Below are 25,644 nucleotides of genomic sequence, written 5' to 3'. Positions count from 1 at the left end.
GTCTCCGGCGAGCCCGCTTTGATCCCAGCCGAAGAACTGCGCCAGATCGCCTCCTGGTCGCTCGAGCTCACGCCCGAGGAGTTCGATGAGGCGCGGCGCGGGACGACGATCAAGACCTATGGCAAGGGCGCCTATCTCTGCCATGTCGGCGACCGGCTCGAATCCTGGACCGGCGTCGCCGACGGGCTGCTCAAGATGAGCACGACCTCGCGCACCGGCAAATCGGCGACGCTCGCCGGGCTGCGCAGCGGCGCCTGGTTCGGCGAAGGCACGATCATCAAGAACGAGCCGCGACGTTATGATCTCGTCGCGCTGCGCGAGAGCAAGGTGGCGCTGATGCGGCGCCAGACCTTCATCTGGCTGTTCGAGCACTCCGCCGCCTTCAACCGCTTCCTGGTCCACCAGTTCAACGAGCGCCTCGCCCAGTTCATCGGCCTCGCCGAATATGACCGCATGCTCGGCGCGACCGGACGCCTCGCCCGCAATCTCGCCTGGCTGTTCAATCCGATCCTCTATCCGAGCCAGGAGCGGACGCTGGCGATCTCGCAGGAAGAACTCGGCCTGCTCGCGGGCATCTCCCGGCAGATGGCCAATCAGAGCCTGGCGAAGCTCGCAGAACTCGGGCTCGTCGAGGTCGGCCACAACGAGGTGACGATCCTCGATCTGGAACGGCTGGCTCGCTACGAGGGCTGAGGCACGCCGGCGCAGCCGGGGCTCGCCGCCCGGTCGGCCGGTCCCCGCATGCGCACCACGCAGGGCAGTCAATCCAAGACCGGTATCGACCGCGACGAGCCATTGCAGGAAGACCCGGATCAACGCTGCAGTCTCGCCGGACGATCGAACGGTCGGCCGGAGGGCATGAACAAGCCCGCAGCGAGGCTGGGAGGAACTGGCTTGAAGCTGCCACTATGGGGGAGCGCGCTGAGCGCGACGCTCCTCGTGCAGGTCGTGAGCTCCTTCGCCGCCGCGGCCATTCCTCTCCTGGGTCCGCTTCTCACGCAGCGCTGGAACCTGCCGCCCGAGAGCATCGGCTATGTCTCGGCGACCGTTTCGATCGGCATCTGCTGGTGTCTGGCCTGCGGCGGCCCGATGCTCGATCATCACGGGCCGATCCGGACCCTCCAGCTCGGCCTGGCCTCGATCGGCCTAGGTCTGCTTCTGCTGTCTCAGCCGATCGCGGTGCTCGGATTTTGCGGCGCCCTGTTGATCGGCCTCGGCCTCGCCCCGAACAATCCGGCGGGCAGCACGATGCTGATGCGCACCGCCCCGGCCCGGCATCGCAATCTGATCTTCTCGATCCGGCAGGCCGGCGTCCCCCTCGGCGGCGCCATCGCCGGCATTTCGGTCGCCCCCGCAGTGCTCCTGCTCGGCTTCGGCAAGGCGATCTGGCTGATCGGCGCGATCGTCTTCCTCAGCCTTCTGGCCGTACAGTCCTTTCGGCAACGTCTCGACACGGAGAAGGGCCCAGCGAACCGGGCATGGGCGCGGACCTTCCTGTCACCCTCCGCCTTGCGCAGATCGGCGGCGGTCATCCGCTCCCATCCTTCGCTGCCGCTGCTCACCGCTATCGGCATCGCCTTCTCGATCACGCAGGCGAGCGTCCAGGCCTTCACGGCGACCTATCTGGTCACCAACGGCAAGGATCTCGCCGAAGCCGGCACCTTCGTCGCGGTCCTGCTCGCCGCCAGCACGGTTTCCCGCATCGTCCTCGGCTGGCTGGCGGACAAGCTCGGCCGCAACCTGTTGCTGCTTTGCCTGCTGGCCCTGGCAGCGAGCGCCGCACTGGTACTGCTGGTCTGGTCGGCTGGAGCGCCTGCCTGGACGGTCTATGTCTGTGTTTCCTTCGTCGGAGCGACGTCACTGGGCTGGAACGGCATCTACATGGCCGAGCTGGCGCGGCTTGCCCCGCCCGCGGCGATAGGCGAGGTGACTTCTGCGGCCAATCTGTTCGGCTTTCTGGGCTCGGTCTGCGGGCCGCTCGCCTTCGCTGTGATCGCGAGCGCAACGGGCGGCTTCAACTGGCCCTATCTCATCGTGGCCGGCCAGCTGGCCGCCTGCGCCATCCTGGTATTGCGGCTGCGCAACTGGCGGTGACGCTGCGGCCCGACGCGATAATCCGCCGAGGGCGCGCATGAGGCCAGCCTTGGAACCGGGGCCGTGCCCAGATCCGCGCGCTTCCTGGCGGACACGAATTGGTGATCCGGCGTTGTGAGAGCATTTCCCAGATCGCCGCGCGCCCACCCACCTGAAGAGGCCCTATGAATCCCCGCCCGGCGCGAAGAAGCAGAGCAGCTCGCCGGCATCGTTGATGCACAGATGCCAGAGTCCGTCCGGCGACAGGCGGGATTTCTCATAGGGGATTTCGAGGATCAGCAGTTCGCGGCGCTCGCGCGGCCACATCGGATGGCGGCCGGGGGCGATCGTCACGACGAAGCCGGGCGGGCCGGCCCGCACGGCGCTCGCATCGATCCGCGCGCAATCGGCTCCCGAGCAGCAGGCGAAGGGATATTCCCAACCGCTGGGGGCCTCGTGCGCACAGCTGCCCGTCGCCCCCGGGGCGAGCAGGATCGCGAAGATGATCGAGGCAAGAAGGCGCATGGGCCGGTCCCCATAGCCAAACTCCCGCCTGAATGCGGTGGATCGAAGGCACTGCGCCGTTGCGGCGCCGACCCGACTCCGCCCGAACCTCGCCTTGCTGGCTTCGAGCCCTTGGGAGCACGCGAAAATCGCATCGCGAAGGCGGCTCGGGATGCTGCCGGATGCTGGATGCCGTCCCTTGCGCAGGGGCTGCGGTAGGAGGCTCGCACGACCGGCAGAACGGCCTCGTGACGCCGCAAATCTACTGTCGCCAGGGAACAGCGCAGCTTGCCGCATGCAGCGGCTTAGCGCGAATCAAACCTCAGCGCGATGATACAGCTCAAAAAGCATCCTGTCTGTCAAGCACCTCCTTGCACAGCGCCGAGCCAACTGCAAAGCTTGCATGATCGCACAAGGGGCCGACCGGCCCGGACAAACCCGCGACAGACGGGGCGACAGGGTGGAGACGACGATCGTGGCAAGCGGCCCCGCCGGCCAGGCGGACACCTTTCCCAAGCTGCTGGTGCGCAATGCGCGCGAACGGGGTTCGCGCGTCGCCTTCCGGCACAAGGATCTCGGCATCTGGCAATCCTGGAACTGGGCCGAGGTGGTCGAGCAGATCCGCGCCTTCGCCAAGGGGCTCGAGCAGCTCGGCCTGAAGCGCGGCGAGAAGGTCGCCATCGTCGGCTACAACCGCCCGCGCCTCTATTGGTCGATGGCCGCGGCGCAATGGCTCGGCGCGATCCCGGTCCCGGTCTATGCCGACAGCGTCGCCGACGAGATGGCCTATGTGCTCGACCATGCCGGCGCCGTCTTCGCCTGCGTCCAGGATCAGGAACAGGTCGACAAGATCCTCTCGGTGGCCGAGCGCCTGCCGAACCTGCGCCACATGCTCTATGACGAGCCGCGCGGCCTGCGCGACTACGACCATGGCAAGCTCCACGATATCGGGGACGTGATCGAGGCCGGGCGCGCCGCCCTCAAGGATCCGGCCGCGAGCGCTGCGCTCGAGGCCGAGATGGCGCAGGGCACGGGCTCCGACCTCGCCATCATCCTCTACACCTCGGGCACGACCGGCCGGCCCAAGGGCGTGATGCTCAGCCATTACAACGTCATCACCGCCGCGGAGATCGGCTGCAGCTTCGACGGGCTGAACGAGACCGACGAGATCATCGCCTATCTGCCGATCGCCTGGGTCGGCGACCATGTCTTCTCCTATGCCCAGGCGATCATCGCCGGCTTCTGCGTCAACTGCCCGGAAGGACCTGACACCGTCGTCGACGATCGCCGCGAGATCGGCACCACCTACGCTTTCGCGCCGCCGCGCGTCTTCGAGACCATGCTGACCATCACCATGGTGCGCATGGAGGATGCCGGCCCGCTGATGCGCAAGATGTTCCACTACTTCCTCGGCGTGGCCAAGAAATACGGCGAGAAGCTCCTCAATGGCGAGCCCGTGCCGCTCGGGGGACGCCTGCTCTACAAGCTCGGCGACATCCTGATCTACGCGCCTTTGCGCAACCGCTTCGGCCTGACCAACATCAAGGTCGGCTACACCGCGGGCGAGGCGATCGGCCCCGAACTCTTCCGCTTCTATCGCTCGATCGGCGTCAATCTGAAGCAGCTCTACGGACAGACCGAAGCCGGCGTCTACATCACCATGCAGCCGGACGGCGAGATCAAGGCCGACACGGTCGGCAAGCCGGCGCCGCAGGTCGAGATCCGGATCGCCGAGAATGGCGAGGTGCTCTACCGCTCGCCCTCGATCTTCCGCGGCTATTACAAGGACGAGGAGAAGACCGCCGAGACGATGACGGCGGACGGCTATGTCCGCTCCGGCGATGCCGGCTTCTTCGACGAGAGCGGGCACCTCAAGATCATCGACCGCGCCAAGGATGTCGGCAAGCTCAATTCGGGCGAGCTGTTCCCGCCGAAATACATCGAGAACAAGCTCAAATTCTATCCGAACATCAAGGAGGTCGTCGCCTTCGGCCAAGGCCGCGACTATGCGACCGTCGCGCTGAACATCGACCTCACCGCCGTCGGCAACTGGGCCGAGCGCAACAATGTCGTCTACGCCTCCTATCAGGAGCTCGCCGGCCACCCCCAAGTCTACGAGATGATGGCCAGGCATGTCGACGAGGTGAACCGGCAGCTCGCCGCCGAGCCGATGATGGGCGGCGCCCAGATCAAGCGTTTCCTGATCCTGCACAAGGAGCTCGACGCCGACGACGGCGAGCTCACCCGCACCCAGAAGGTCCGCCGCGGCTTCATCGCCGAGCGCTACGCGCCGCTGGTCGAGGCTCTGTATGATGGCTCCACCGAAGCCGACATCTCCACCGAGGTGACCTTCGAGGACGGCCGCAAGGGCACGATCTCGGCCCGCGTCAAGATCCGCGACGCGCAGACCTATCCGGTTCAGGCGCCGGCGGCCGCCTTGGCGCCAAAGGAGGCGGCATGAACGCTCATACCATGGCAGCCGCCGGCGCACCGGTGACGCAGAAGGGCGAGGTCCTGCTCTCGGTCGAGAACGTCTCGCTGCGCTTCGGCGGCGTGAAGGCGATCACCGACGTCTCCTTCGACATCCGCAAGGGCGAAGTCCGCGCCATCATCGGCCCGAACGGCGCCGGCAAGACCTCAATGCTCAATTGCATCAACGGTTTCTACCACCCGCAGGAAGGCCGCATCACCTATAAGGGCGTGCGCCGCAGCAAGGTCCGCCCGCACCAGGCGGCGGCGGCCGGCATCGCCCGCACCTTCCAGAACGTCGCCTTGTTCAAGGGCATGTCGACGCTCGACAACATCATGACCGGGCGCACGCTGAAGATGCGCGGCAACCTGTTCTGGCAGCTTTTCCGCCAGGGGCCGGCGATGGACGAGGAGATCGCGCACCGCAAGGTGGTCGAGGACATCATCGACTTCCTGCAGATCGAGCACATCCGCAAATTGCCGGTCGGCAAGCTGCCCTATGGGCTGCAGAAGCGCGTCGAGCTCGGCCGGGCGCTCGCCATGGAGCCCGAGCTCCTGCTGCTCGACGAGCCGATGGCCGGCATGAACCTAGAGGAGAAGGAGGACATGTGCCGCTTCATCCTCGACGTGAACAACCAGTTCGGCACCACCATCGCCTTGATCGAGCACGATATGGGCGTGGTCATGGACCTCTCCGACCGCGTCGTCGTGCTCGAATACGGCCGCAAGATCGCCGACGGCACGCCCGAGGAGGTCAAGGCCAACCAGAAGGTCATCGATGCCTATCTCGGAGTGGCGCACTGATGACCACCGCATCCAGGAACCCGAGTGCAAAGGGGAAGAGCGCATGAGCGACGTCGCCGCGCAGCCCGCGCCTAGCCTCCTCGCCAATGGCTGGATCAGAACCGGCTTGATCACCGCCGCCGTGATCGCAGCGATCGCGATCGGCGCCCGGATCGATCCATCGGGCACCATTCACAAGGTCTTCGTCGACCCGTTCCAGCAGATGGTCGAGGCCCCCGATCTGCTCGCCCAGACCGTCTGGGAGGGGCTGGTCTCCGGCGTGCTCTATGCTTTGATCGCGCTCGGCTTCGTGCTGATCTTCAAGGCCTCGGGCGTGTTCAACTTCGCCCAGGGCATCATGGTGGTGTTCGCGGCGCTGACTCTGGTCGGCCTGCACGAGAAGGGCGTTCCGGCCTTCCTCGCGGTCATCCTGACACTCGGCGTGATGTTCGTGCTGGCCGCCACCATCGAGCGTGTGGTGCTGCGCCCGCTGGTCAACCAGCCCGACATCATCCTGTTCATGGCGACCTTCGGCATCACCTATTTCCTGATCGGCTTCGGCGAATCCGTCTTCGGCGGCAATCCCAAGCAGATGATCACCAGCGAGCTCTACCTGCCCAAGGGCGCGATCGACGCCAAGATTCTCGGCGGCCTCGTCTCCTTCCAGAAGATCGACATCGCCGCCGCCATCATCGCCTCGCTGATGATCGCCGCGCTCGCCGTCTTCTTCCAGTATACCCGCATCGGCCGGGCCTTGCGGGCCGTCGCCGACAGCCACAAGGCGGCACTCTCGGTCGGCATCTCGCTCAACCAGATCTGGGTGATCGTCTGGTTCACCGCCGGCATCGTCGCGCTGATCACCGGCATCATGTGGGGCGCGCGCTCCGACGTCTCCTTCGCCCTCGAGATCGTCGCGCTGAAGGCCCTGCCGGTGCTGATCCTCGGCGGCTTCACCTCGATCCCCGGTGCCATCGTCGGCGGGCTGATCATCGGCATCGGCGAGAAGCTCGGCGAGTTCTATTGGGGGCCGCTGATCGGCGGTGGCATCGAGAGCTGGCTCGCCTATTTCATCGCGCTCGGCTTCCTGCTGTTCCGGCCGCAGGGCCTGTTCGGCGACAAGATCATCGAGCGGATCTGATGACCGGCCGCGCGAGCCAGGCCGTCTTTCCGGGGCGATCCGCAGGATCGAGCCCGGAAGCCATAACCGCAGGTGGCGCCGGTAAGGGCGCGACCTCTTCGCAAGCGACAATGTTCATGGTTTCCGGGCTCGGCGCTCAGCGCCGCCCCGGAATGACGAGGTGAGCCCGTGTTCTACCGCGAAGCCGGCCAGTTCAAATCGACCTATTCCGCCGACATGGCGGTGTTCCCGATCCGGCAGGACCGGATCGGCATCGCCGTGATCCTGGGCATCGCCTTCGTCGCGATCCCGATGCTGGGCGACGACTTCTTCATCTCCTCGGTGATGATCCCGTTTCTGGTGTTCTCGCTGGCGGCGATCGGGCTCAACATCCTCACCGGCTATACCGGGCTGATCTCGCTCGGCACCGCCGCCTTCATGGGGGTCGGCGCCTATTCCTGCTACAAGCTGACCACGATCTTCCCGGGCGTGAACATCATCGTGCTCATCCTGGTCTCGGGACTGTTCTCGGCGGCGGTTGGCGTGTTCTTCGGCCTGCCCTCTTTGCGCATCAAGGGCTTCTACCTCGCCGTCGCGACGCTGGCCGCGCAGTTCTTCCTGCAATGGGCCTTCGTGCGTGTGCCCTGGCTGTTCAACTACAACGCCTCGGGCGCGATAGAGGTGCCGCAGCGTCTGCTCTTCGGCCTGCCGGTGACGGGAGCCACGGCCTCGCCGGAGACGCGCTATTTCGTCTGCCTAGGGCTCGTCGTCGTCCTCACCTGGTTCGCCTCTAACCTCGTCCACGGCAAGATCGGCCGCTCCTGGATGGCGGTACGCGACATGGACATCGCCGCCGAGCTGATGGGCATCAAGCTGCTCAACGCCAAGCTGCTCGCCTTCGCCGTCTCCTCCTTCTATGCCGGCGTCGCCGGGGCGATGATGATCTTCTTCTGGTACGGCACGGCCGAGGCCGCCGACGTGTTCAACATCCGTCTCTCCTTCAACATCCTGTTCATGGTCATCATCGGGGGCCTGGGCTCGCTGATCGGCTCCTTTCTGGGCGCGGCCTTCCTCTCGATCCTGCCGACCGCGCTGAAGTTCGGGCTGCCGGCGCTGGGCGTGCCGCTGACCGGCGCCACGGCCGAGCACGTCACCTTCATGCTGGTCGGCGCTCTGATCATCGTCTTCCTGATCGTCGAGCCGCACGGCCTCGCCCGCCTCTGGCAGATCGGCAAGCAGAAATTGCGGACCTGGCCTTTCCCCTACTGAGCCGGGGCGGAGACCCAACAACACGACCCGCGGCAAAACCCAAGCCGCGGGCACCAGAAGGCGGAACGGCCCCGGCCGCACCCGACCGAAACCCACGGAGGAAGCAGATGAAGAAGAGCAGCATGATCAAGGGCGTCGCGCTCGGCGCGCTCCTGGCGGCGGGTGCCGTCGCCGCGCCTGCTTCGGCGCAGGATACGATCTACTTCTCCAACAACGCCTACCGCACCGGGCCGTTCTCGGGCTCCGGCATTCCGATCGGCGACGGCATGCGCGACTACATCTCCATGATCAACGAGCGCGATGGCGGCGTGAACGGCGTCAAGATCGTCTACGAGGAGTGCGAGACCGGCTACGACACCAAGAAGTCGATCGAGTGCTACGAGCAGGTGAAGTCGAAGACGATCGTCTACAGCCCGTGGTCGACCGGCGCGACGCTCGCCGCGATCCCGCGCGCCCATGTCGACAAGCTGCCGATCCTCTCGATGGCCTACGGCCTCTCGGCCTCGGCCGACGGCACGAGCTTCCCCTGGGTCTTCATCCCGCCGCTGACCTATTGGGACGGCGCCTCGGTGATGGTGAAGCACATGGCGGCCGAACTCGGCGGCATGGACAAGCTGAAGGGCAAGAAGCTCGGCCTGATCCATCTCGACGCGCCCTTCGGCAAGGAGCCGATCCCGGTGCTCGAGAGCCTCGCCAAGAAATACGGCTTCGAGCTCAAGCTCTATCCGGTCGCCGCCGCCGACATGCAGAACCAGGGCTCGCTCTGGCTCTCGATCCGGCGTGACCGGCCCGATTTCCTCTACAACCAGGGCTGGGGCGCGATGAACCCGACCGCGGTCAAGGAGGCGATCAAGAACAACTTCCCGATCAACAAGCTGGTCGGCGTCTGGTGGGCCGGCGGCGATGACGACGCCCGGGCCGGCGGCGCCGAGGCCAAGGGCTACAGGTCGCTGAACTTCAACGCGGCCGGCCAGGATTTCCCGGTGATCCAGGACATCCTCAAGCACGTCGTCGACAAGGGCAAGAGCACCACGCCGAAGGAGAAGGTCGGCGAGAACCTCTATAATCGCGGCGTCTACAACTCGATGCTGGTCGTCGAGGCGATCCGCACCGCCCAGAAGCTGACCGGCAAGAAGGTGATCACGCCGGAGGACATGCGCCGCGGCCTGGAGAACCTCAATATCGACGAGGCCCGGCTCAAGGAGATCGGCATGGCCGGCTTCGCCTCCCCGGTGAAGGTCAGCTGCACCGACCATTCCGGCCACCACAAGGCCTATGTCGCCGAATGGGACGGCGCCAAATGGACCCGCAAGGGCGACTGGATCGAGCCGATGAAAGAAGAGGTCCGGCCGCTAATCGAGGCCGCCGCCAAGGACTATGTCGAGAAGGCCGGCAATTGGCCCAAGCGCACCGAGTCCTGCGAGAAGTCGTCCTGATCTGACGAGCGCGAATCCTTCTCCCCTCCGGGGGAGAAGGTGTCTGCGAAGCAGACGGATGAGGGAGGTCTTGCACCCGCCCTCATCCGTCCTTCCCTCATCCGACCCGGCTCACGCCGGACTACCTTCTTCCCCGAGGGGAGAAGGGAAGGAGCGCACGATGTCCACCGCCACCCTCGAACAGCCCGCCCCGGTGACCGCGACGGACACGATCCTGTCGCTGAACAACATCGAGGTCATCTACGACCATGTCGTGCTGGTGCTGAAGGGCGTCTCGCTGACCGTGCCGCGCAAGGGCATCGTCGCGATCCTCGGCGCCAACGGCGCCGGCAAGACCACGACGCTCAAGGCGATCTCCAACCTGCTCAAGGCCGAGCGCGGCGAGGTCACCAAGGGCTCGATCGTCTTCGACGGCGAGCGCGTCGACAGGATGTCGCCGAACGAGCTGGTCAGGCGGGGCTGCATCCAGGTCATGGAAGGAAGGCACTGCTTCGGCCATCTCTCGATCGAGGAGAACCTCCTGACCGGCGCCTTCACCCGGCGCGACGGCAATGCCGCGATCAAGCGCGACCTCGAGAAGATCTACGAACTCTTCCCCCGTCTGAAGCAGCGCCGCAACTCGCAGGCCGGCTACACTTCCGGCGGCGAGCAGCAGATGTGCGCGGTCGGCCGCGCCATGATGTCGAAGCCGAAGATGATCCTGCTCGACGAGCCGTCCATGGGGCTGGCGCCGCAGATCGTCGAGGAGATCTTCGAGATCGTGCGTCGGCTCAATGCCGAGGACGGCGTCTCCTTCCTCGTCGCCGAGCAGAACACCAACATGGCGCTGCGCTACGCCACCTATGGCTACATCATGGAGACCGGCCGCGTCGTCATGGACGGCGAGGCGCAGATGCTGCGCGAGAACGAAGACGTCAAGGAATTCTATCTCGGCGTCGCCGAGGGCAACAAGAAGTCGTTCCGCGAGGTCAAGAGCTACAAGCGCCGCAAGCGCTGGCTGTCCTGAGAGCGCCGTCGCGAATCCGCCGCAGGAGGGGTCCAGGACCAGACCCATGCTCTATCTCGTCATCGTTCTCCTGCTCCTCGCGCTGATCTTCGGCCCGCAATTCTGGGTCCGGCACGAAATGGAGAAACATGCGGGAGCGCGGCCCGATCTGCCGGGAACCGGCGGCGAGCTCGCCCGCCATCTGCTCGACCGGTTTCAGCTCGGCACGGTCGCAGTCGAGACCACCGTCGCCGGCGACCATTACGACCCCGATGCGCGCGCGGTGCGGCTCTCGCCGGACAATCATGACGGGCGCTCGATCACCGCGGTGGCGGTCGCAGCCCATGAGGTCGGCCATGCCATACAGCACGCGCAGGGCAGCACGCTGTTCGGCGCCCGCACCGGGCTCGCGCGTCTGCTCGGCCTGGTCGACAAGGTCGCGATGGTCGTGCTGGTCACCGCCCCGCTGGTCGCGATCCTGACCCGCGTGCCGTCAATCGCCCTGATGCAATTCGGCTTTGCCATCGCCCTGCTTGGCATCGGTCTCGTCGTGCATCTGGTGACGCTGCCGCTCGAATTCGACGCCAGCTTCGGCAAGGCGCTGCCGATCCTGACCAATGACGGCTATCTCCATCCCGGCGACGTGCCGGCGGCGCGCGGCGTACTGCGGGCGGCGGCACTGACCTATGTCGCGGGCGCGCTGGTCGGGCTGCTGAATTTCCTGCGCCTCCTGCGCTTCATCCGATGACCGACACCATTCCCCGAGGGGCCGAGCCATGAGCGAGCATTACGACGATCTCGAAACGCGATCGCCGCCGGCGCGCGAGGCCGCCCTGTTCTCCCGGCTGCCCGCCGTGCTCGCGGCGGCGCTGGCGACGCCGGGCTATCGCGCCCATCTCGGCGAGTTCGACCCCGCCAGCATTGGCGACCGCGCCGCCCTCGCGCGCCTGCCGGTGCTGCGCAAGGCTGACCTGCCGGAACTCCAGCGGGCGGCGCCGCCTTTCGGCGGCTTCACCAGCGCGCCGCTCGGCTCCTTCGGCCGGCTCTTCACCTCGCCCGGGCCGATCTTCGAGCCGGAGGGCACCGGCATCGACGCCTGGGGCACGGCGCGCGGGCTGTTCGCAGCCGGCTTCCGCAAGGGCGACATCGTCCTCAACACCTTCGGCTACCACCTGACCCCCGGCGGCTTCATCATGGATTCCGCCGCCCGCGCGATCGGCTGTGCCGTGATCCCGGCCGGTCCCGGCAATACCGAGCAGCAGCTCGAGGTCATCTCGGCCTACAAGCCGAGCGCCTATCTCGGCACGCCCGATTTCCTGAAGATCCTGATCGAGGCCGCCGATGCGCGCGGCGCCGACATCTCCTGCATCAGGCGCGCCGTGGTCTCGGGCGCCGCCTTCCCGCCCTCGCTGCAGGACTGGGTGCGGGCACGCGGCATCGACGCCTACCAGCTCTACGCCACTGCCGATCTCGGCCTGATCGCCTATGAGACCGCTGCCCGCGACGGCATGGTCCTGAACGAGAACCTGATCGTCGAGATCGTCCGGCCGGGCACCGGCGACCCGGTGGCGGAAGGCGAGGTCGGCGAGATCGTCGTCACCAATCTCGACCCGCACCACCCGCAGATCAGGCTCGCCGTCGGCGATCTCACCGCGATCCTGCCGGGTGCGAGCGCCAGCGGCCGGAGCAATGCCCGCATCAAGGGCTGGATGGGCCGGGCCGACCAGACCGCCAAGATCAAGGGCATGTTCGTCCGCCCCGAGCAGGTCGCCGAGATCGCGCGTCGTCATGCCGAGATCGCCAAGCTCCGCCTCGTCGTCGGCCGCGCCGGCGAGGTCGACACGATGACGCTCAAGGCCGAGATCTATGCCGAGCCTAAGGGTTTCATCGACGCGGTTTCCTCGACCCTGCAGCAGATCACGAAGCTGAAAGGCACCGTCGAGGTCCTGCCGCTCGGCGCCTTGCCCAATGACGGCAAGGTCATCGCCGACGAGCGGCCCGTGGGATAAACTCGTCATCGTCGGAAAAGGCGTGGGGAACCCTCTCCTGGAAGGAGAGGGTTCCCCACGCCTACCACGCGACCGGCTGCTCCCGCTTCTCTTCCAGCCATTTATTCGCGCGCGAAAACGGCTTCGAGCCGAAGAAGCCACGCCGCGCCGAAAGCGGCGAGGGATGGGGACTGGCGATGACGAGATGGCGGCTCTCGTCGATCAGGCGGCGCTTGGCCTGCGCCGGCGCGCCCCAGAGCAGGAAGACGACATGCGGCCGGGCGGCCGAGACCGAGGCGATGACCGCATCGGTCACCGCGCCCCAGCCGAGGGAGAGATGCGAGCCGGCCTTGCTGGCGCCCTCGCGCACCGTCAGCGCCGTATTGAGCAGGAGCACGCCCTGACGCGCCCAGGATGAGAGATCACCGCCCGGCGACGGCGCCAGGCCGAGATCATCGGCCCGCTCCCGGTAGATGTTGACGAGCGAGCGCGGCAGCGGCGGCGGGCCGACATAGGAGAAGGCGAGCCCATTGGCATGGCCCGGCGTCGGATAGGGGTCCTGGCCGAGGATCACGGCGCGGATCCGGTCGAGCGGCGTCAAGGCAAGCGCGGCCAGAAAGCGTTCCGGTGCCGGCGCGACGATCTCGCCGGCGGCACGTTCGGCATCGACGGCAGCGCAGGCCTGCGCCACCGTCCCGTCGCGAAAGACGGAAAGATCGCGCCAGGGAGCCGAGGCGGGCGAAGCGAGAAAGGCGGCGAGCGCTGCGTCGAAGGTCGGCATCGTAGATTCTGCTGGCAGGAGAAGACTTGGTCATCCCGGCCGTAGCGCAGCGAAGAGCCGGGATCCATGCCTGAACCTCTATTGGCTGGGATCAGGCATCGATCCCGGGTCTCCCTTCGGTCGCCCGAGATGACCGGTATGGCTGTGATCAGACCAAGACTTACCTATTTCAGCACCGCCCGGCCTTCGATCTTGGCGTCGACCGTGCCGAGCCGACGGACATAGACCATCACCTCATTGGCCATCAGCTTGCCGTCGGTCAGGCCGATCAGCGTCTTGCCACGGCCGAGCGCGACATAGCCGTCGCCGCCATCGAGCAGGAAGTTGTTCGAGGCCACCGTGTACTTGCCGGCAGGGTCGATCGGCTTGTCGTCCACCGTCACCACGATGACGCGCGAGCCCTGCGGCTGCTTCAGATCGGCTTCGAACTTCATCCCCGAGATCACCGGAAAGCGGCCGGCGCCCTGCGGCGCATCGCGCAACCCGTTCTCGATCGCATCCTGCACGTCCTTGCCGGTGATCTGGACCATCACGGTAGCATTGCCGAAGGGCAGCTCGCTCAAGACGTCGCGCCGGGTCAGCTTGTGGCCTGCCGGATACTGCTTGTTGGCGCGGATGCCGCCGGCATTGCTGATGGCGAGCTGCGCGCCGGTCGCGCTGCGGATCGCATCGGCGATCAGATTGCCGATCGCGGTCTCCTGGGTGCGGATCATGGCGGTGCGGGAATCGAGTGGTGCGGCCAGCGTCGCGATCTCGATGTCGAGCTCCTTGGAGAGCTCGGCCTCATAGCCCTTGACGATGGCGGCGATCTCGGGATCCGGCGTCGCGGCGCGGCTGTCGTTGACCCGGAAGGTCGGCGTCCATTCGACCCGGCGATTGGCGCCCTCGCCGCTCGCCTTGGCGGCGACGTCGATCGCGGTGACGTAATTGCCCTCCTCGTTCGACTCGACCATCACCACCTTGCCGTCATAGGCGATGGCGAGATCGTGGTCGTGGCCGGTCAGCAGGATGTCGACGACGCGCGAGCGCACGATCTGCAGGTCGGTGGCGCGGTCGGCATGGACGACGCCGACCAGGATGTCGGCGCCTTGCGCCTTCAGCGCCCGCGCTTCGCGCCGCAGCGCCTCGATGGTCGAGGAGAATTTCAGGTCGCCGGGATTGGAAAGCTGCGGCGTCGGATCATAGGTCGTGCCGATGACGCCGACCTTGAAGCCGCCGAGTTCGAAGATCTGCGAATCCTTGTGTCCGGGCAGGAGATTGCCCGCCGCGTCGCGCAGATTGGCGGCGAAGGTCGGATAGGTCTGGGCGGCGGTGAGCTTGAGATAGTTTTCCTTGCCGAAGTCGAATTCGTGATTGCCGGGCACGAAGACGTCGAGCCCCATCTTGTTCTGCATGGCGACGATATGCGCGCCCTGGTCGAAACCAGACATCAGCGAGGGCGAATAGCAATCGCCGGCATGGCAGAACAGCACCGGCACGCTGCGTGCCCGCTCCGCCTTGGCGATGCCGGAGGCGCGGGCGAAGCCGCCGCGGCCCTTGTCGTCACTCATTTTGTAGATGTCGTTGACGAGCAGCAGAGTGAAGCTCGGAGCGGGCGCCTGTGCCTTCGCCACCGGAGCGGTCGCCGCCATGGCAGCGGGGGCGGCGAGCACGCTGAGCGCGCGGCGACGGGTCATCTTGGGCATCGGCCAACCCCTCCGGATTTTGATTTTTTCCAGACTAGCAAGAGCCGTGCTGGATTGGCGAGATGCCGCACACGGCAAAAGTGTGATTGCCGTCAAAACAGCTTCCGCAGTGTCGCACCCCGGCAGCGAAACCGGTCTGCCGACTGGACGAAAGCCGGAACTCGTCTAAATCACAGGCCATGGACAAGCGCATCGAAACCAACGCCGAAGCCGCCATCGCGCTGCCGGCGGACCATCCGCAAATCCGCTCCGGCCGGATCGGCGTGCTGTTGATGAATCTCGGCACGCCCGAAGGCACGGGCTATTGGCCGATGCGGGCCTATCTCAAGGAGTTCCTCTCGGACCGACGGGTGATCGAGGAGCCGCGCTGGAAATGGTGGCCGATCCTCAACCTGATCATCCTGTCAACGCGGCCGGGCCGGAAGGGCAAGGACTACGCCACGATCTGGAACAAGGAGCGCGACGAGGGCCCGCTCAAGACCATCACCCGCTCGCAGACCGAGCAGCTGGCGCAGCGCCTGAAGGGCTTCGCCGGCGACCGCATCGTCTTCGACTGGGCGATGCGCTACGGTTTTCCCGACGTGAAGAGCAGAATCCAGCATCTCCAGAACGAGGGCTGCGACCGCATCCTGTTCGTGCCGCTCTATCCGCAATATGCCGCCCCGACCACCGCGACCGCCTGTGACCATGCCTTCCGGGCGCTGATGGAGATGCGTTGGCAGCCGGCGGTGCGCACCGTGCCGGCCTATCACGACGACCCCGCCTATATCGGCGCGCTCGCCACCTCGATGCGGGCTTCGCTCGCCAAGCTCGACTTCGAGCCCGAAATCATCCTCTGCTCACTGCACGGCATGCCGAAGGAGAACCTGCTCAAGGGCGACCCCTATTACTGCCAGTGCGTCAAGACCGCGCGGCTGCTGGGCGAGGCGCTCGGCCTTTCGCCCGAGCGCTTCAGGCTGACCTTCCAGTCGCGCTTCGGGCCGGAGGAATGGCTGCAGCCCTATACGGACGAAACGGTGAAGGCTCTGGCGCAGGGCGGCACCAAGTCGCTGGCCATCGTTGCGCCCGGCTTCTCGGCCGACTGCCTGGAGACGCTGGAAGAACTCGACGGCGAGAATCGCGAGATCTTCCTGCACAATGGCGGCGAGAAATTCGCCTATCTGCCCTGCCTCAACGATTCCGCCGAAGGCATCGACGTGATCGAGGCGCTGGTCCGCCGGGAGCTGATGGGCTGGGTCTGAGGCATCCTGACGCCCTTCCCTCTTTGCCGGTCATCCGGCCGGAGCGAAGCGAGTGCCCTCCGATGGATCCCGGGTCGACCCTTGGTCGCCCGGGATGACGGGAAGCGCCGAGGCGCATCGTTCAGCCCACCACGAAGCGCGTCACGCTTTCGACCACCGGCTTCGCCTGCAGGATGCGGCGATGGCCGAGCCCGCCCGTCTCCTGCAACGTCACGAACGGGCCCGCCGCCGCCAGCGCCTCGGCATGGTGGAAATCGAGCTCGCGATCCTGCCGGTCGTGGATCACCAGGGTCGGCAGGCCGATCCCGGCCAGTTGCGCGCGGCCCTCGAAGACCTCGACCGGATTGCCGGCGACGCTGTGGATGCGCTGCTCCAGCGCCGCCTGGCCGCGCCGGCCGAGCCCGATCGTCGCGCCGAAATTACGCGTGATCAGCGCGATCGAGGAGGGCGCCGCGACCAGAGCGAGCCGGCGCGCCGCGACCGGCGGCTGGCCCGGCACGCTGCCCGCCAGGGCGGCGAGCGCGATAGCTCCGCCGAAGGAATGCGTCACGATCGCATGGACCGGGGCGAACACCCGGGCGACCGCGGCGAGCGCCGCGACACCGAGCGGAATGTTGAGCTCGGCCCCGGTCGAGGCGCCATGGGCGGGCATGTCGAAGGCGACGATCCTAAAGCCTGCGGCGAGCAGCGGCTCGACGAAGGCGGTCATGAACGCCGCCTCGCTGTTCCAGCCATGCAGCAGGATCACCGTCGGCGCCGGAGCATCGCCGTCTTGCAAGCGGGGCTCCGGTTCGAACAGATAGGTGCTGACCGTCCCGCACGGGTAGGATACCGCCTGCCTGATCGCCGGCGCGAGTCGGGCGCGGGCGGCCGCGATCGCCTTGCCGGAGCGGCTCTCGGAAGCGGGGCGGCGCGGCGGGGTACAAAAGAGCTTGAAGGCGGCGCGCCCGGCCGTGCGGGGCGCGATGAAGCTGCCGATGCGGACGAGAGGACGAATGACGCGAAGGGCTGCGCTGGGCATGATCGGGAACCCTGTTTGTTCAGTCTTGAACTACTATGTTCAGCGATGAACAAAATGCAAGAGCCGATTTCCGCACCGGCATGTGAGCCGGCAGGAGAACCTGGAGGCACCGGCGGGACCGGGCTGCCCTGGGATCTGCCGCGCTTCAAGAACTGGCTCGCCGTCGCGCGCATGCACCAGCTCTGGAAGAAGGTGTTTTCCGAGGCGCTGGTGCCGCTCGGGATCCAGCTCGCCCATTACGACGTGCTCGCCAATGTCTTCCGCACGCCAGGACTGACGCAGCAGGCATTGGCCGAGAAGCTGCTCGTCGGCCGCAGCGCCATGAGCATGCTGCTGCCGGAGCTCGAACGCCGGAACCTGATCGAGCGCCGCAATGACGAGGCCGACAAGCGCGTCCGCCGGCTCTGGCTGACGCCGGAGGGCGAGGCGCTCACCCGCAAGGCCCTGGCGATCCACACCGCCCGGATCGAGGCGATGATGGGCGTCCTCAGCGAGGAGGAATGCAACGCCATCGGTGAGACGATGTGGCGCGTCGTCAAGGCGCTGGAGGGCTGATCCCGACGCGAGCTTGCATCAAAGCTTCGCAATCATCAGCTTGATGGGCACTGGCTGGATTGGAGACTGGTTTCATGGGTCCGTACGGGTTCGACATCGTCGTCGTCGCGCTGGTGGCGCTGGTCATCCTGACCATCGCGCTCGGCGTGCGCACGGTACCGCAAGGCTACAACTACACCGTCGAGCGTTTCGGCCGCTATTCGCGCACGCTCGGCGCCGGCCTCGGCCTGATCGTGCCCTATATCGACCGGGTCGGCCACAAGGTGAACGTCATGGAGCAGGTGCTCGACATTCCCAGCCAGGAGGCGATCACCAAGGACAATGCCGGCGTACGCATCGACGCCGCCGCCTTCTTCCAGGTGCTCGACGCGGCCAAGGCCCGCTATGAGGTCGCCAGCCTGGACGATGCGCTGATGGTGCTGACCATGACCAATATCCGCACCGTCGTCGGCTCGATGGACCTCGATCAGTTGCTCTCGCATCGCGACGAGATCAACGAGCGGCTGCTGCGCGTCATGGACGCCGCCGCCTCGCCCTGGGGCGTCAAGGTCACCCGCATCGAGATCCGCGACATCCTGCCGCCGGCCGACATCGCCGGCGCGATGAATCGCCAGATGAAAGCCGAGCGCGAGAAGCGCGCCGCCGTACTCGAGGCCGAGGGCCTGCGCCAGGCCGAGATCCTCAAGGCCGAAGGCCAGAAGCAGTCGCAGATCCTCGCCGCCGAGGGCCGCAAGGAGGCCGCCCTGCGCGACGCCGAGGCGCGCGAGCGTCTCGCCCAGGCCGAGGCGAACGCCACCGCCATGGTCAGCGAGGCGATCAGCCGCGGCGACATCCAGGCGGCCAACTTCCTGATCGCCGAGCGCTATACCGACGCCCTCAAGGCGATGGCCAGCGCGAGCAACAGCAAGCTGGTGATCGTTCCCATCGAGGCCGCCGCGCTCGCCGGCACGGTCGGCGGCATCGCTCAGCTCACCAAGGCGGTGTTCGGCGAGGAGGCGCTCGAGAGCCGCCGCACCGGCTCGGTGCCGGCCGCCGGCCGCAGTCCCGGAGCCTGATATGCTCGACTGGTTCGCCTCCTTCGGCGGCTGGGCCTGGATCGCGCTCGGTCTCGTCCTGATCGGCGGCGAGACGCTGGCGCCGGGTGTTTTCCTGCTCTGGCTCGGCCTCGCCGCCCTCGTCACCGGCGCCGTGGTCGGCCTGACCGGCATCGCCTGGCAGGGGGCCTGGCTCGTCTTCGCCGCCCTCGCCATCGTCAGTGTTCTCGTCGGTCGCATCGCGACAAGGCGCAAGGACGAGGAGCCCGATGCCGCCCACGGTCTCAACGATCGCGGTCGGCAACTGATCGGCCGGGTCTTCAGGCTCGAGGCGACGATGACCGGCGGCGAAGGGCGCGTCCGCGTCGGGGATTCCTCCTGGCGCGTCACCGGCCCGGAACTGCTCGCCGGCTCCGAGGTCCGCGTCGTCAGGGTCGAGGGCGCGACGCTGATCGTCGAGAAGGCCTGAGCCGCCACTGCTGCTCCCGTCTGCTTGCACCGAATGCGACGGATGGGCTTAACCCGCCATTGAGCCTTGCGCGTCCCTGCCATGGACCGGCATGGCCGGTGCTGGCATGACCACACCGCGCCGCGCGCCCTCGGGCCCGCGACAAGCCGGAGCGACACGTCATGAGCATCCCGCACGGGCCGATCGACTTCTTGCTCGCCGCCGCCCTGTCACTGCTGATCGCAGCCTTGGCCGCCGGTAGCGTCCTTGCCTGAGTCCGAGCAGATTCAGGCGTGATTCATTCTGAATCGACCGTTCACCATCTTGCTGAACCGGCGATTCACCCGAGCCTTCGTCAAATCGCCTGCGAGGCGGCAGCTGCCGCGCAGGAGGTGAAGGACATGACCCGCCGGCAAGGGCCGATCGATTTCATTCTCGCGGCGGGTTTCTCGCTGCTGCTGATGCTGCTGGCGCTGCGCCCGGTTCAGGCGCGCGAGGTCGTGGAATTTCCCGACCATCGCTACCAGCCGGGCACGATCGTCATCCGCACCGCGGAACGGAAGCTCTACTTCATCGCCGCGCCCGGCCAGGCGCTGCGCTACACCATCGCCGTCGGCAAGGCCGGCAAGCAATGGCGCGGCGTGAAATACATCGAGGAGCTCGCAATCGAGCCTTCCTGGAGCCCGCCGGCCTCGGTCAAGCGCGACAATCCCTCGATTCCCGACATCATCCCGAGCGGCGCCCCCAACAACCCGATGGGCGCCCGCGTCATCGGCCTCGGCCCGGGCGGCGAATATGCCATCCACGGCACCAATAATCCGCGCTCGGTCGGCACCGCCGCATCCTATGGCTGCTTTCGCATGCACAACCGGGATGTGATCGACCTCTACGCCCGGGTCCGCATGGGCGCCGCGGTCGTCGTCATGCCCTGAGACGGCCGGCTTTACGGCAGGAAGCCCCTCCTGCCGTAAAGTCGCATCGGATTCGCCCGCCCCCCTCGCCTGCGGGAAGAAAGCCGGATATCGTTCGCCGCGCGCGACGCCAGTCTTGCTCAACTTCGAACCGCAGTGTCTCAGAGGGGCTACCGATGGATCATCTCGCCGACGTCAAGAAATTCGCCAAAAAGGCTGTCAACGAAGCGGCCTTCGCCGGAATGTCGAAGTCCTATGCACTGGTCATGAGCAAGCCGGATACGCGCTATGTCGCCTGTTCCGACCCGGCCGAACTGGAGCGCGTCCGCGAGAACTTCCTGAAGAAGAAGCTCGGCCTCAACGGCGGCGACCTCGACGCCTCGATCAAGGCGGTCTGCGAGCACATGAAGGCCGACAAGACCAAATCGCGCCTGACCTTCTACTATCTTCTCGCCGAGCATTACGGAAAGCTCGATGCCTTCGTGAAGAAGTAGGAACCGGTTTCGCGGCCTGGCCGCAGGGCGCTTTCCGAAGGGGAGGCGCCTTTTTTATGGTCCGCTACCTGCCGTCTTCCATCCCCGCAGGCGAAACCGCGGCTGATCCCACCAAGCCCCCGGCATGACGCATCGCCGCGTCGGGGGATTTCGCCATGTTCTCGCTTTCCCGCACCGCCGTCGCCAGCAACACCCCGGCCATTCTCGCCGGCCTCGAAGCCGCGCTCGTCGCCGTCATCGTCTTCGGCGCCGGTCTCGCGCTCGCCGTCACCATCGGCTTCTTCTGAAGGTGCCGCCATGCCGGCCCCGCAAACCTCCGTCGCCTCCCGGCCCGGCTGCCCGCATTTCGAGGTCGGGCGCGACCGCGAGGGCTTCTGGATCGCCGTCGAGACACATGGGCGCGGCGGCGGCTATTTCGCCAGCCTCGACGCCGCCCTGCACTATGCCCGCTTCAGCGCCGGTCGCGAGCCCGGCGGGGTGACGCTGGCGACCCGCCCGCTCGAGCTGCTGCCGCCGCGCCTGTCCTGAGCCCGCGCGCTCAGCGATAAAGATCCTCGCGCGACAGCGGCAGGCCGGACGGGCCCTTGCGGCGCTTGGAAACCAAGGTCTGGTTGACCAGCGCGCCGCCGCGCTCGAAGGCGAGCGAGCAACCGGCGAGATAGAGCAGCCACATCCGCGTCCGCTCCGCGCCGATCTCGGCCTCGGCCTCGGCCTTGCGGGCGTTCAGCCTCTCCCACCACAGCCTCGTCGTGCGCTGGTAGTGCTCACGCCAGCCCTCGACATCATGGACCTCGAAGCCGTTGCGCTCGAGATTGGCGATCGACATGCCCAAATGGTCGAGTTCGCCGCCCGGGAAGATGTAGCGCACCAGGGCGCGGTATTCGGCCGGCATCTTGTTGAAGGCCTTGTCGGTCTTTTTCGCGCGGCGCGAAATGGTGTGGTGCAGATAGAGCCCCCGCGGCCGCAGCAGCCGGTTCACCGCCTGGAAATAGGTCGTGTGGTTGCGGATGCCGACCTGCTCGAACATCCCGATCGAGGAGATCTTGTCGAAGACGCCCTCCATCTGGGTGAAATCCTTGAGATGCAGCGTGACCCTGTCCTGCAGCCCGAGCCGCTCGACCTTCTCGCGCGCGAACTTCAACTGCTCCTCGGCCAGCGTCACCCCATGCGCCTCGACCCCGTAATGCTGAGCGGCGTGGCAGATCAGGGCGCCCCAGCCACACCCGATGTCGAGCAGCTTGTCGCCGGGCTTCAGCCGCAGCTTGCGGCAGATCATGTCGAGCTTGTCGCGCTGCGCGCGGGCGATATCACCGTGATCCTCGGCGAAGTAGGCGCAGGTATAGACCATCTCCTCATCGAGGAAGAGCCGGTAGAATGCGTTCGAGACATCGTAGTGATAGGCGACATTGGCCTTGTTGGTCGCTGGGTCGCCATCGCGGGCGATCTCGTCGCCCTTGCGATGCGTCACCGCCGCCGAAGCCTTGCCCGGCGCGAAGATGAAGCGCCGGACCAGGTCGAAGACCGCCGCCTTCGAAATGCCGCGCGCCAGGCGCCCGACCTTGCCCTCCGGCCGCGCCGCGGCGAGGTCGAAGATCGAGCCGTTCTCGATCGCGATCCGGTCGGCGATATGCAGATGCAGCAAGGTGTCGAGCTTCGGCTTGCGCAACAGCGCCGCGATGACGCCGGAATCGCGGATCCCGATCATCAGCCCGTCCTGCGGCCAGTCGGCCGGCACGCGCGAGCCATCCCATAGCGAGAAGCCGAGTTTCAGCCCGAGCTTCGCATGGGCCTCGGACAGAAGCCGCCGGAGTGCCTCGATACGTTCGACGTCGCCACCCATGCCGATACCTTGCTCGTTGACCTTGCGGCCTTTAGGCCGCAGGACGCCGACCATTGCAACCGCGTTCACGCATGCGCCCGGCAATGCACCGGCATGCATGCGGCGCAACAGCGCCATGCACCGCAGCATCGGCGCCCGCGAACCTGCACAATCATTAACCTGCGCTGATCCAAAGACGATGAAGCGCCACCGCGCCGACCGATTCTGGAGCCCATGATGTCGTCAGCCGACCATCTCAGCCGTCGTCTTGATTTCCTGAAGTTCGACGCCGGGACGCGCGCGCATATGGCCGATGTCGAGGATGTGGTTCGTGCCGCTCTGCCCGCGGCGCTCGACGCCTTCTATGATCAGATCGCCCGCTTCCCCGAGGCGAGCGCCTTCTTCAAATCGGCTGGCCAGGTCGACAAGGCCAAGAGCCGGCAGCTCGATCACTGGCGGGCCATCGCAAGCGGCCGCCAGGATCAGGACTATGTCCGCGCCGTCACCACCATCGGCGAGGTCCATGCCCGCATCGGGCTGGAGCCGCGCTGGTACATCGGCGGCTATGCCCTGCTGCTCGAGCAGATCATCGGCAAGGTGCTGGAGGAGCGCTGGCCGAAAAGCCGCTTCGGCGGCAAGATTCCCGGCGCGGCCGAGCGCGGCGCCGAGATCGGTGCCATCCTCAAGGCCGCCATGCTCGACATGGACTATGCCATTTCGGTCTATGTGCAGGCCTCCGAGCAAGCCCGGATGAAAGCCGAGGTCGAGGCCCGTGCCCAGGACGAGGCCAAGACCCGCCTGCGCGACAAGGCGATCGGCTATGTCGGCGCCGCCATGGCCGCGCTCGCCGAGGGTGACCTCAGCCACCGCGTGCCCGACGACATGCCGGAGGAATATGCCAGCATCCGCGAGCATTTCGACCACGCCATGAGCCGGCTCGGCGAGATGGTCGCGACCATCAAGGCGAGCTCGATCGCGATCGCGGCATCCTCGCAGGAAATCAATTCGGGCGCGGACGATCTCTCCTCGCGCACCGAGCAGCAGGCTGCCGCCCTGCAGCAGACGGCGGCCACCACCGAGCAGCTCAACGCCTCCGTCAAGAGTTCCGCCCAGTCCTCGCGCGAATCCCTCGTTCTGGCCGACAATGCCTCCAACGTCGCCCGCACCGGCGGCGAGATCGTCAGAGACGCGATCAAGGCGATGGAGCGGATCGAAGAAGCCTCGAAGAAGATCTCCGAGATCACCAGCGTCATCGACGGCATCGCCTTCCAGACCAACCTCCTGGCTCTGAACGCCGCCGTCGAGGCCGCCCGCGCCGGCGATGCCGGACGCGGCTTCGCTGTCGTCGCGGCCGAGGTGCGCGCGCTGGCGCAGCGCTCGGCCGGCGCCGCCAAGGACATCACCGCTTTGATCGGCTCGTCCGACGCCGAGGTCGTCGAGGGCGTGCGCCTGGTGCGTCAGGCCGGCGAGACGCTGGAGAAGATCGTCAATGCCTCGACGCAGGTCTCCTCGACCGTCGGCGAAATCGCGGCGGCGGCCGGCGAGCAGGCCAATGGCATCGACGAGATGGCCCGTACCGTCAGCCATATGGACGAGATGACCCAGAGCAACGCCGCCCTGGCCGAGCAGAGCGCGGCTTCCGCCCGGACCCTGCTCGAGCAGATCGAAAGGCTCAACCTGTTGATGAGCGCCTTCCGGACGACGGACAGCACAGCCGCGAAGCCCGCAGCTGACCGGCGCGCCGCCTGAAGGCCTTTGACCAAGCCTCGCCGGCGCACTCAGAAGTCGCTGGCGATGCCCTTCACTTCCCAGTCGTCATAGCGCACCGGCTCGAGACCGCCACGCCCGGCGATCTCCTTGTCACGCCCGAGTTGCGCCGCCTTGGCATCGAGGTCAGCCCGCCGGGCCGCCGCCTCGGCGAGGGCGCGTTGCGCCGCCGGCGACAATGTCCTGGCGGACGGCTGCTCGACAGCCTCGCCCTTCTCTGCTTTCGCGCCCATACTCGCACCATTCTCTTGCAGGATACGCCTCGCCTTCACCACATAGGGATGAATGCGGCGCCAGGCGAGGCCAGACCGGCGCAAAGGCTCGAACCCGCGAGGAAAAGCGATGAACTACGTCCGTACCGGCATGCTGATGGCGGCATTGACCGCTTTGTTCGGCGCGGTCGGCTATCTGCTGGCCGGCGCCGGCGGCATGATGATCGCGCTCGGCATAGCGGTCGCGACCAATCTGTTCAGCTATTGGAACTCGGACAAGCTCGCGCTCGCCGCCCATAATGCCGAGGAAGTCGACGAGCGCCGCGCGCCTGAACTCTACGGCATGGTGCGCGACCTCGCGGCACGAGCCAGCATGCCGATGCCGCGCGTCTACATCATCCACGAGGACCAGCCCAACGCCTTCGCGACCGGCCGCAATCCGCAAAACGCCGCGGTCGCCGCCACGACGGGCATCCTGCGCACGCTCAGCTATGACGAGCTTGCCGGCGTGATGGCGCACGAGCTGGCCCATATCAAAAATCACGACACGCTGACCATGACGATCACCGCGACCATGGCCGGCGCGATCTCGACCATCGCCAGCTTCGGCATGTTCTTCGGCTCGCGCGACCAGCGTCCGAACTTCATCGTCCAGCTGCTCGTCATGGTGCTGGCGCCGCTGGCGGCGACGATCATCCAGATGGCGATCTCGCGCTCGCGCGAATACGAGGCCGACCGCCTCGGCGGCGAGATTTGCGGCAATCCGGCGGCGCTCGCCGACGCGCTCGCCAAGATCGCCGGCGGGGTCGCCCGTATTCCCAACGAGACGGCGGAACAGAAGCCTGCTACGGCGCATATGTTCATCATCAACCCGCTGAGCGGACGCGGCATGGATTCCCTGTTCTCAACCCACCCCGACACCGGCAATCGCATCGCCGCACTGATGGAGCAGGCGCGCGCCATGGGCCTTTCCGGCCAGGCCGGCGGCTTCCTGCACGGCGCGGCGCAAAGTCCTTTCGGCGGCGGCCGCGAACCTGGGCCTTGGGGCTGAG

26 protein-coding genes are annotated in these 25,644 nt (G+C 66.7%); 20 read left to right on the top strand and 6 right to left on the bottom strand.

Features of this window, described 5'->3' with window-relative positions:
* Window positions 1-18: 18 nt before the first annotated feature.
* Together ACWGRX_RS15440 and ACWGRX_RS15435 are read left to right on the top strand one after the other, a co-directional pair.
* Window positions 19-693 carry a Crp/Fnr family transcriptional regulator gene (locus ACWGRX_RS15440; RefSeq protein WP_291635550.1) on the top strand — a complete coding sequence of 225 codons (675 nt, stop codon included), beginning with the start codon at window positions 19-21 and terminating at the stop codon, window positions 691-693.
* Between the two features lie 201 nt (window positions 694-894).
* Window positions 895-2,094 carry an MFS transporter gene (locus ACWGRX_RS15435; RefSeq protein WP_452118257.1) on the top strand — a complete coding sequence of 400 codons (1,200 nt, stop codon included), beginning with the start codon at window positions 895-897 and terminating at the stop codon, window positions 2,092-2,094.
* 162 nt (window positions 2,095-2,256) lie between these two features.
* On the opposite strand, the gene ACWGRX_RS15430 is transcribed toward ACWGRX_RS15435, so the two are convergent.
* Window positions 2,257-2,598 carry a hypothetical protein gene (locus ACWGRX_RS15430; RefSeq protein ID WP_452118256.1) on the bottom strand — a complete coding sequence of 114 codons (342 nt, stop codon included), beginning with the start codon at window positions 2,596-2,598 and terminating at the stop codon, window positions 2,257-2,259.
* Between the two features lie 451 nt (window positions 2,599-3,049).
* On the opposite strand from ACWGRX_RS15430, the gene ACWGRX_RS15425 reads away from it, so the two are divergent.
* From ACWGRX_RS15425 to ACWGRX_RS15390, 8 genes are all read left to right on the top strand, one after another.
* Window positions 3,050-5,038: an AMP-dependent synthetase/ligase gene (locus ACWGRX_RS15425; protein WP_452118471.1), complete on the top strand. Its 1,989-nt coding sequence runs from the start codon at window positions 3,050-3,052 to the stop codon at window positions 5,036-5,038.
* Window positions 5,035-5,850, top strand: a complete 816-nt coding sequence (locus tag ACWGRX_RS15420) for an ABC transporter ATP-binding protein (protein ID WP_291635543.1) — start codon at window positions 5,035-5,037, stop codon at window positions 5,848-5,850. The genes ACWGRX_RS15425 and ACWGRX_RS15420 overlap by 4 nt, the downstream gene beginning before the upstream one ends.
* Before the next feature lie 202 nt (window positions 5,851-6,052).
* Window positions 6,053-6,967, top strand: coding sequence for a branched-chain amino acid ABC transporter permease (locus ACWGRX_RS15415; protein WP_291635686.1), 915 nt, complete (start codon window positions 6,053-6,055; stop codon window positions 6,965-6,967).
* 168 nt (window positions 6,968-7,135) lie between these two features.
* Entirely contained in the window at window positions 7,136-8,215 is a 1,080-nt protein-coding gene (locus ACWGRX_RS15410) for a branched-chain amino acid ABC transporter permease (RefSeq protein WP_452118255.1), read from the top strand.
* Window positions 8,216-8,322: 107 nt separating this feature from the next.
* Entirely contained in the window at window positions 8,323-9,651 is a 1,329-nt protein-coding gene (locus ACWGRX_RS15405; RefSeq protein WP_452118254.1) for an ABC transporter substrate-binding protein, read from the top strand.
* Window positions 9,652-9,811: 160 nt separating this feature from the next.
* Window positions 9,812-10,657 (top strand): ABC transporter ATP-binding protein, encoded by an 846-nt coding sequence (locus ACWGRX_RS15400; RefSeq protein WP_291635540.1) that lies wholly within the window; start codon window positions 9,812-9,814, stop codon window positions 10,655-10,657.
* 46 nt (window positions 10,658-10,703) lie between these two features.
* Entirely contained in the window at window positions 10,704-11,384 is a 681-nt protein-coding gene (locus ACWGRX_RS15395) for a zinc metallopeptidase (RefSeq protein WP_452118253.1), read from the top strand.
* A gap of 28 nt (window positions 11,385-11,412) precedes the next feature.
* Entirely contained in the window at window positions 11,413-12,645 is a 1,233-nt protein-coding gene (locus ACWGRX_RS15390; RefSeq protein WP_452118252.1) for a phenylacetate--CoA ligase family protein, read from the top strand.
* A gap of 61 nt (window positions 12,646-12,706) precedes the next feature.
* On the opposite strand, the gene ung is transcribed toward ACWGRX_RS15390, so the two are convergent.
* Both ung and ACWGRX_RS15380 read right to left on the bottom strand, forming a co-directional pair.
* Window positions 12,707-13,405 (bottom strand): uracil-DNA glycosylase, encoded by a 699-nt coding sequence (ung, locus tag ACWGRX_RS15385; RefSeq protein ID WP_452118251.1) that lies wholly within the window; start codon window positions 13,403-13,405, stop codon window positions 12,707-12,709.
* Window positions 13,406-13,569: 164 nt separating this feature from the next.
* On the bottom strand, window positions 13,570-15,090 hold the full coding sequence (locus ACWGRX_RS15380) for a bifunctional metallophosphatase/5'-nucleotidase (protein WP_452118250.1): 1,521 nt from the start codon (window positions 15,088-15,090) through the stop codon (window positions 13,570-13,572).
* A 179-nt stretch (window positions 15,091-15,269) separates the two neighbouring features.
* On the opposite strand from ACWGRX_RS15380, the gene hemH reads away from it, so the two are divergent.
* On the top strand, window positions 15,270-16,331 hold the full coding sequence (gene hemH, locus ACWGRX_RS15375; RefSeq protein WP_452118249.1) for a ferrochelatase: 1,062 nt from the start codon (window positions 15,270-15,272) through the stop codon (window positions 16,329-16,331).
* A 121-nt stretch (window positions 16,332-16,452) separates the two neighbouring features.
* Here hemH and ACWGRX_RS15370 read toward each other — a convergent pair whose 3' ends face one another.
* Window positions 16,453-17,352, bottom strand: coding sequence for an alpha/beta hydrolase (locus ACWGRX_RS15370; protein ID WP_452118248.1), 900 nt, complete (start codon window positions 17,350-17,352; stop codon window positions 16,453-16,455).
* 54 nt (window positions 17,353-17,406) lie between these two features.
* Here ACWGRX_RS15370 and ACWGRX_RS15365 point away from each other — a divergent pair, with 54 nt between their 5' ends.
* From ACWGRX_RS15365 to ACWGRX_RS15335, 7 genes are all read left to right on the top strand, one after another.
* A complete protein-coding gene (locus ACWGRX_RS15365; RefSeq protein ID WP_452118247.1) occupies window positions 17,407-17,907 on the top strand; it encodes a MarR family winged helix-turn-helix transcriptional regulator in 501 nt (166 codons plus the stop codon).
* 74 nt (window positions 17,908-17,981) lie between these two features.
* A complete protein-coding gene (locus tag ACWGRX_RS15360; protein ID WP_452118246.1) occupies window positions 17,982-18,962 on the top strand; it encodes an SPFH domain-containing protein in 981 nt (326 codons plus the stop codon).
* 1 nt (window position 18,963) lies between these two features.
* A complete protein-coding gene (locus ACWGRX_RS15355; RefSeq protein ID WP_452118245.1) occupies window positions 18,964-19,410 on the top strand; it encodes an NfeD family protein in 447 nt (148 codons plus the stop codon).
* Window positions 19,411-19,790: 380 nt separating this feature from the next.
* Complete coding sequence (locus tag ACWGRX_RS15350; RefSeq protein WP_452118244.1) at window positions 19,791-20,321, top strand: L,D-transpeptidase; 531 nt, start codon at window positions 19,791-19,793, stop codon at window positions 20,319-20,321.
* Window positions 20,322-20,476: 155 nt separating this feature from the next.
* Entirely contained in the window at window positions 20,477-20,794 is a 318-nt protein-coding gene (locus ACWGRX_RS15345; RefSeq protein WP_291641498.1) for a DUF2853 family protein, read from the top strand.
* A gap of 155 nt (window positions 20,795-20,949) precedes the next feature.
* Window positions 20,950-21,081, top strand: a complete 132-nt coding sequence (locus tag ACWGRX_RS15340) for a hypothetical protein (RefSeq protein WP_291641496.1) — start codon at window positions 20,950-20,952, stop codon at window positions 21,079-21,081.
* Between the two features lie 10 nt (window positions 21,082-21,091).
* A complete protein-coding gene (locus ACWGRX_RS15335) occupies window positions 21,092-21,322 on the top strand; it encodes a hypothetical protein (RefSeq protein WP_291641493.1) in 231 nt (76 codons plus the stop codon).
* A 10-nt stretch (window positions 21,323-21,332) separates the two neighbouring features.
* On the opposite strand, the gene ACWGRX_RS15330 is transcribed toward ACWGRX_RS15335, so the two are convergent.
* A complete protein-coding gene (locus ACWGRX_RS15330; RefSeq protein WP_452118243.1) occupies window positions 21,333-22,703 on the bottom strand; it encodes a class I SAM-dependent methyltransferase in 1,371 nt (456 codons plus the stop codon).
* Window positions 22,704-22,850: 147 nt separating this feature from the next.
* Between ACWGRX_RS15330 and ACWGRX_RS15325 the strand changes: the two genes are divergently transcribed.
* Window positions 22,851-24,362 carry a methyl-accepting chemotaxis protein gene (locus ACWGRX_RS15325; RefSeq protein ID WP_452118242.1) on the top strand — a complete coding sequence of 504 codons (1,512 nt, stop codon included), beginning with the start codon at window positions 22,851-22,853 and terminating at the stop codon, window positions 24,360-24,362.
* A 29-nt stretch (window positions 24,363-24,391) separates the two neighbouring features.
* Here the strand turns inward: ACWGRX_RS15325 and ACWGRX_RS15320 are convergent, their stop codons facing one another.
* Complete coding sequence (locus ACWGRX_RS15320; RefSeq protein WP_452118241.1) at window positions 24,392-24,613, bottom strand: DUF1674 domain-containing protein; 222 nt, start codon at window positions 24,611-24,613, stop codon at window positions 24,392-24,394.
* A gap of 109 nt (window positions 24,614-24,722) precedes the next feature.
* Between ACWGRX_RS15320 and htpX the strand changes: the two genes are divergently transcribed.
* Window positions 24,723-25,643 carry a zinc metalloprotease HtpX gene (htpX, locus tag ACWGRX_RS15315; RefSeq protein ID WP_452118240.1) on the top strand — a complete coding sequence of 307 codons (921 nt, stop codon included), beginning with the start codon at window positions 24,723-24,725 and terminating at the stop codon, window positions 25,641-25,643.
* The last annotated feature ends 1 nt before the right edge of the window (window position 25,644 follow it).

This window comes from Allobosea sp. NPDC055594 (assembly GCF_053618995.1).
The sequence above is the reverse complement of the archived record's forward strand: the minus strand, read 5'-3'. Positions and strand labels throughout refer to the sequence as shown.

Coding starts and splice junctions, on each gene's coding strand:
- ACWGRX_RS15360 (WP_452118246.1), top strand. CDS start 17,982: ATGGGTCCGTACGGGTTCGACATCGTCGTCGTCGCGCTGGTGGCGCTG.
- ACWGRX_RS15380 (WP_452118250.1), bottom strand. CDS start 15,090: ATGCCCAAGATGACCCGTCGCCGCGCGCTCAGCGTGCTCGCCGCCCCC.
- ACWGRX_RS15355 (WP_452118245.1), top strand. CDS start 18,964: ATGCTCGACTGGTTCGCCTCCTTCGGCGGCTGGGCCTGGATCGCGCTC.
- ACWGRX_RS15415 (WP_291635686.1), top strand. CDS start 6,053: ATGGTCGAGGCCCCCGATCTGCTCGCCCAGACCGTCTGGGAGGGGCTG.
- ACWGRX_RS15420 (WP_291635543.1), top strand. CDS start 5,035: ATGAACGCTCATACCATGGCAGCCGCCGGCGCACCGGTGACGCAGAAG.
- ACWGRX_RS15390 (WP_452118252.1), top strand. CDS start 11,413: ATGAGCGAGCATTACGACGATCTCGAAACGCGATCGCCGCCGGCGCGC.
- ACWGRX_RS15320 (WP_452118241.1), bottom strand. CDS start 24,613: ATGGGCGCGAAAGCAGAGAAGGGCGAGGCTGTCGAGCAGCCGTCCGCC.
- ACWGRX_RS15430 (WP_452118256.1), bottom strand. CDS start 2,598: ATGCGCCTTCTTGCCTCGATCATCTTCGCGATCCTGCTCGCCCCGGGG.
- ACWGRX_RS15395 (WP_452118253.1), top strand. CDS start 10,704: ATGCTCTATCTCGTCATCGTTCTCCTGCTCCTCGCGCTGATCTTCGGC.
- ACWGRX_RS15325 (WP_452118242.1), top strand. CDS start 22,851: ATGTCGTCAGCCGACCATCTCAGCCGTCGTCTTGATTTCCTGAAGTTC.
- hemH (WP_452118249.1), top strand. CDS start 15,270: ATGGACAAGCGCATCGAAACCAACGCCGAAGCCGCCATCGCGCTGCCG.
- ACWGRX_RS15350 (WP_452118244.1), top strand. CDS start 19,791: ATGACCCGCCGGCAAGGGCCGATCGATTTCATTCTCGCGGCGGGTTTC.
- ACWGRX_RS15335 (WP_291641493.1), top strand. CDS start 21,092: ATGCCGGCCCCGCAAACCTCCGTCGCCTCCCGGCCCGGCTGCCCGCAT.
- ACWGRX_RS15370 (WP_452118248.1), bottom strand. CDS start 17,352: ATGCCCAGCGCAGCCCTTCGCGTCATTCGTCCTCTCGTCCGCATCGGC.
- ACWGRX_RS15345 (WP_291641498.1), top strand. CDS start 20,477: ATGGATCATCTCGCCGACGTCAAGAAATTCGCCAAAAAGGCTGTCAAC.
- ACWGRX_RS15365 (WP_452118247.1), top strand. CDS start 17,407: ATGCAAGAGCCGATTTCCGCACCGGCATGTGAGCCGGCAGGAGAACCT.
- ung (WP_452118251.1), bottom strand. CDS start 13,405: ATGCCGACCTTCGACGCAGCGCTCGCCGCCTTTCTCGCTTCGCCCGCC.
- ACWGRX_RS15405 (WP_452118254.1), top strand. CDS start 8,323: ATGAAGAAGAGCAGCATGATCAAGGGCGTCGCGCTCGGCGCGCTCCTG.
- ACWGRX_RS15400 (WP_291635540.1), top strand. CDS start 9,812: ATGTCCACCGCCACCCTCGAACAGCCCGCCCCGGTGACCGCGACGGAC.
- htpX (WP_452118240.1), top strand. CDS start 24,723: ATGAACTACGTCCGTACCGGCATGCTGATGGCGGCATTGACCGCTTTG.
- ACWGRX_RS15340 (WP_291641496.1), top strand. CDS start 20,950: ATGTTCTCGCTTTCCCGCACCGCCGTCGCCAGCAACACCCCGGCCATT.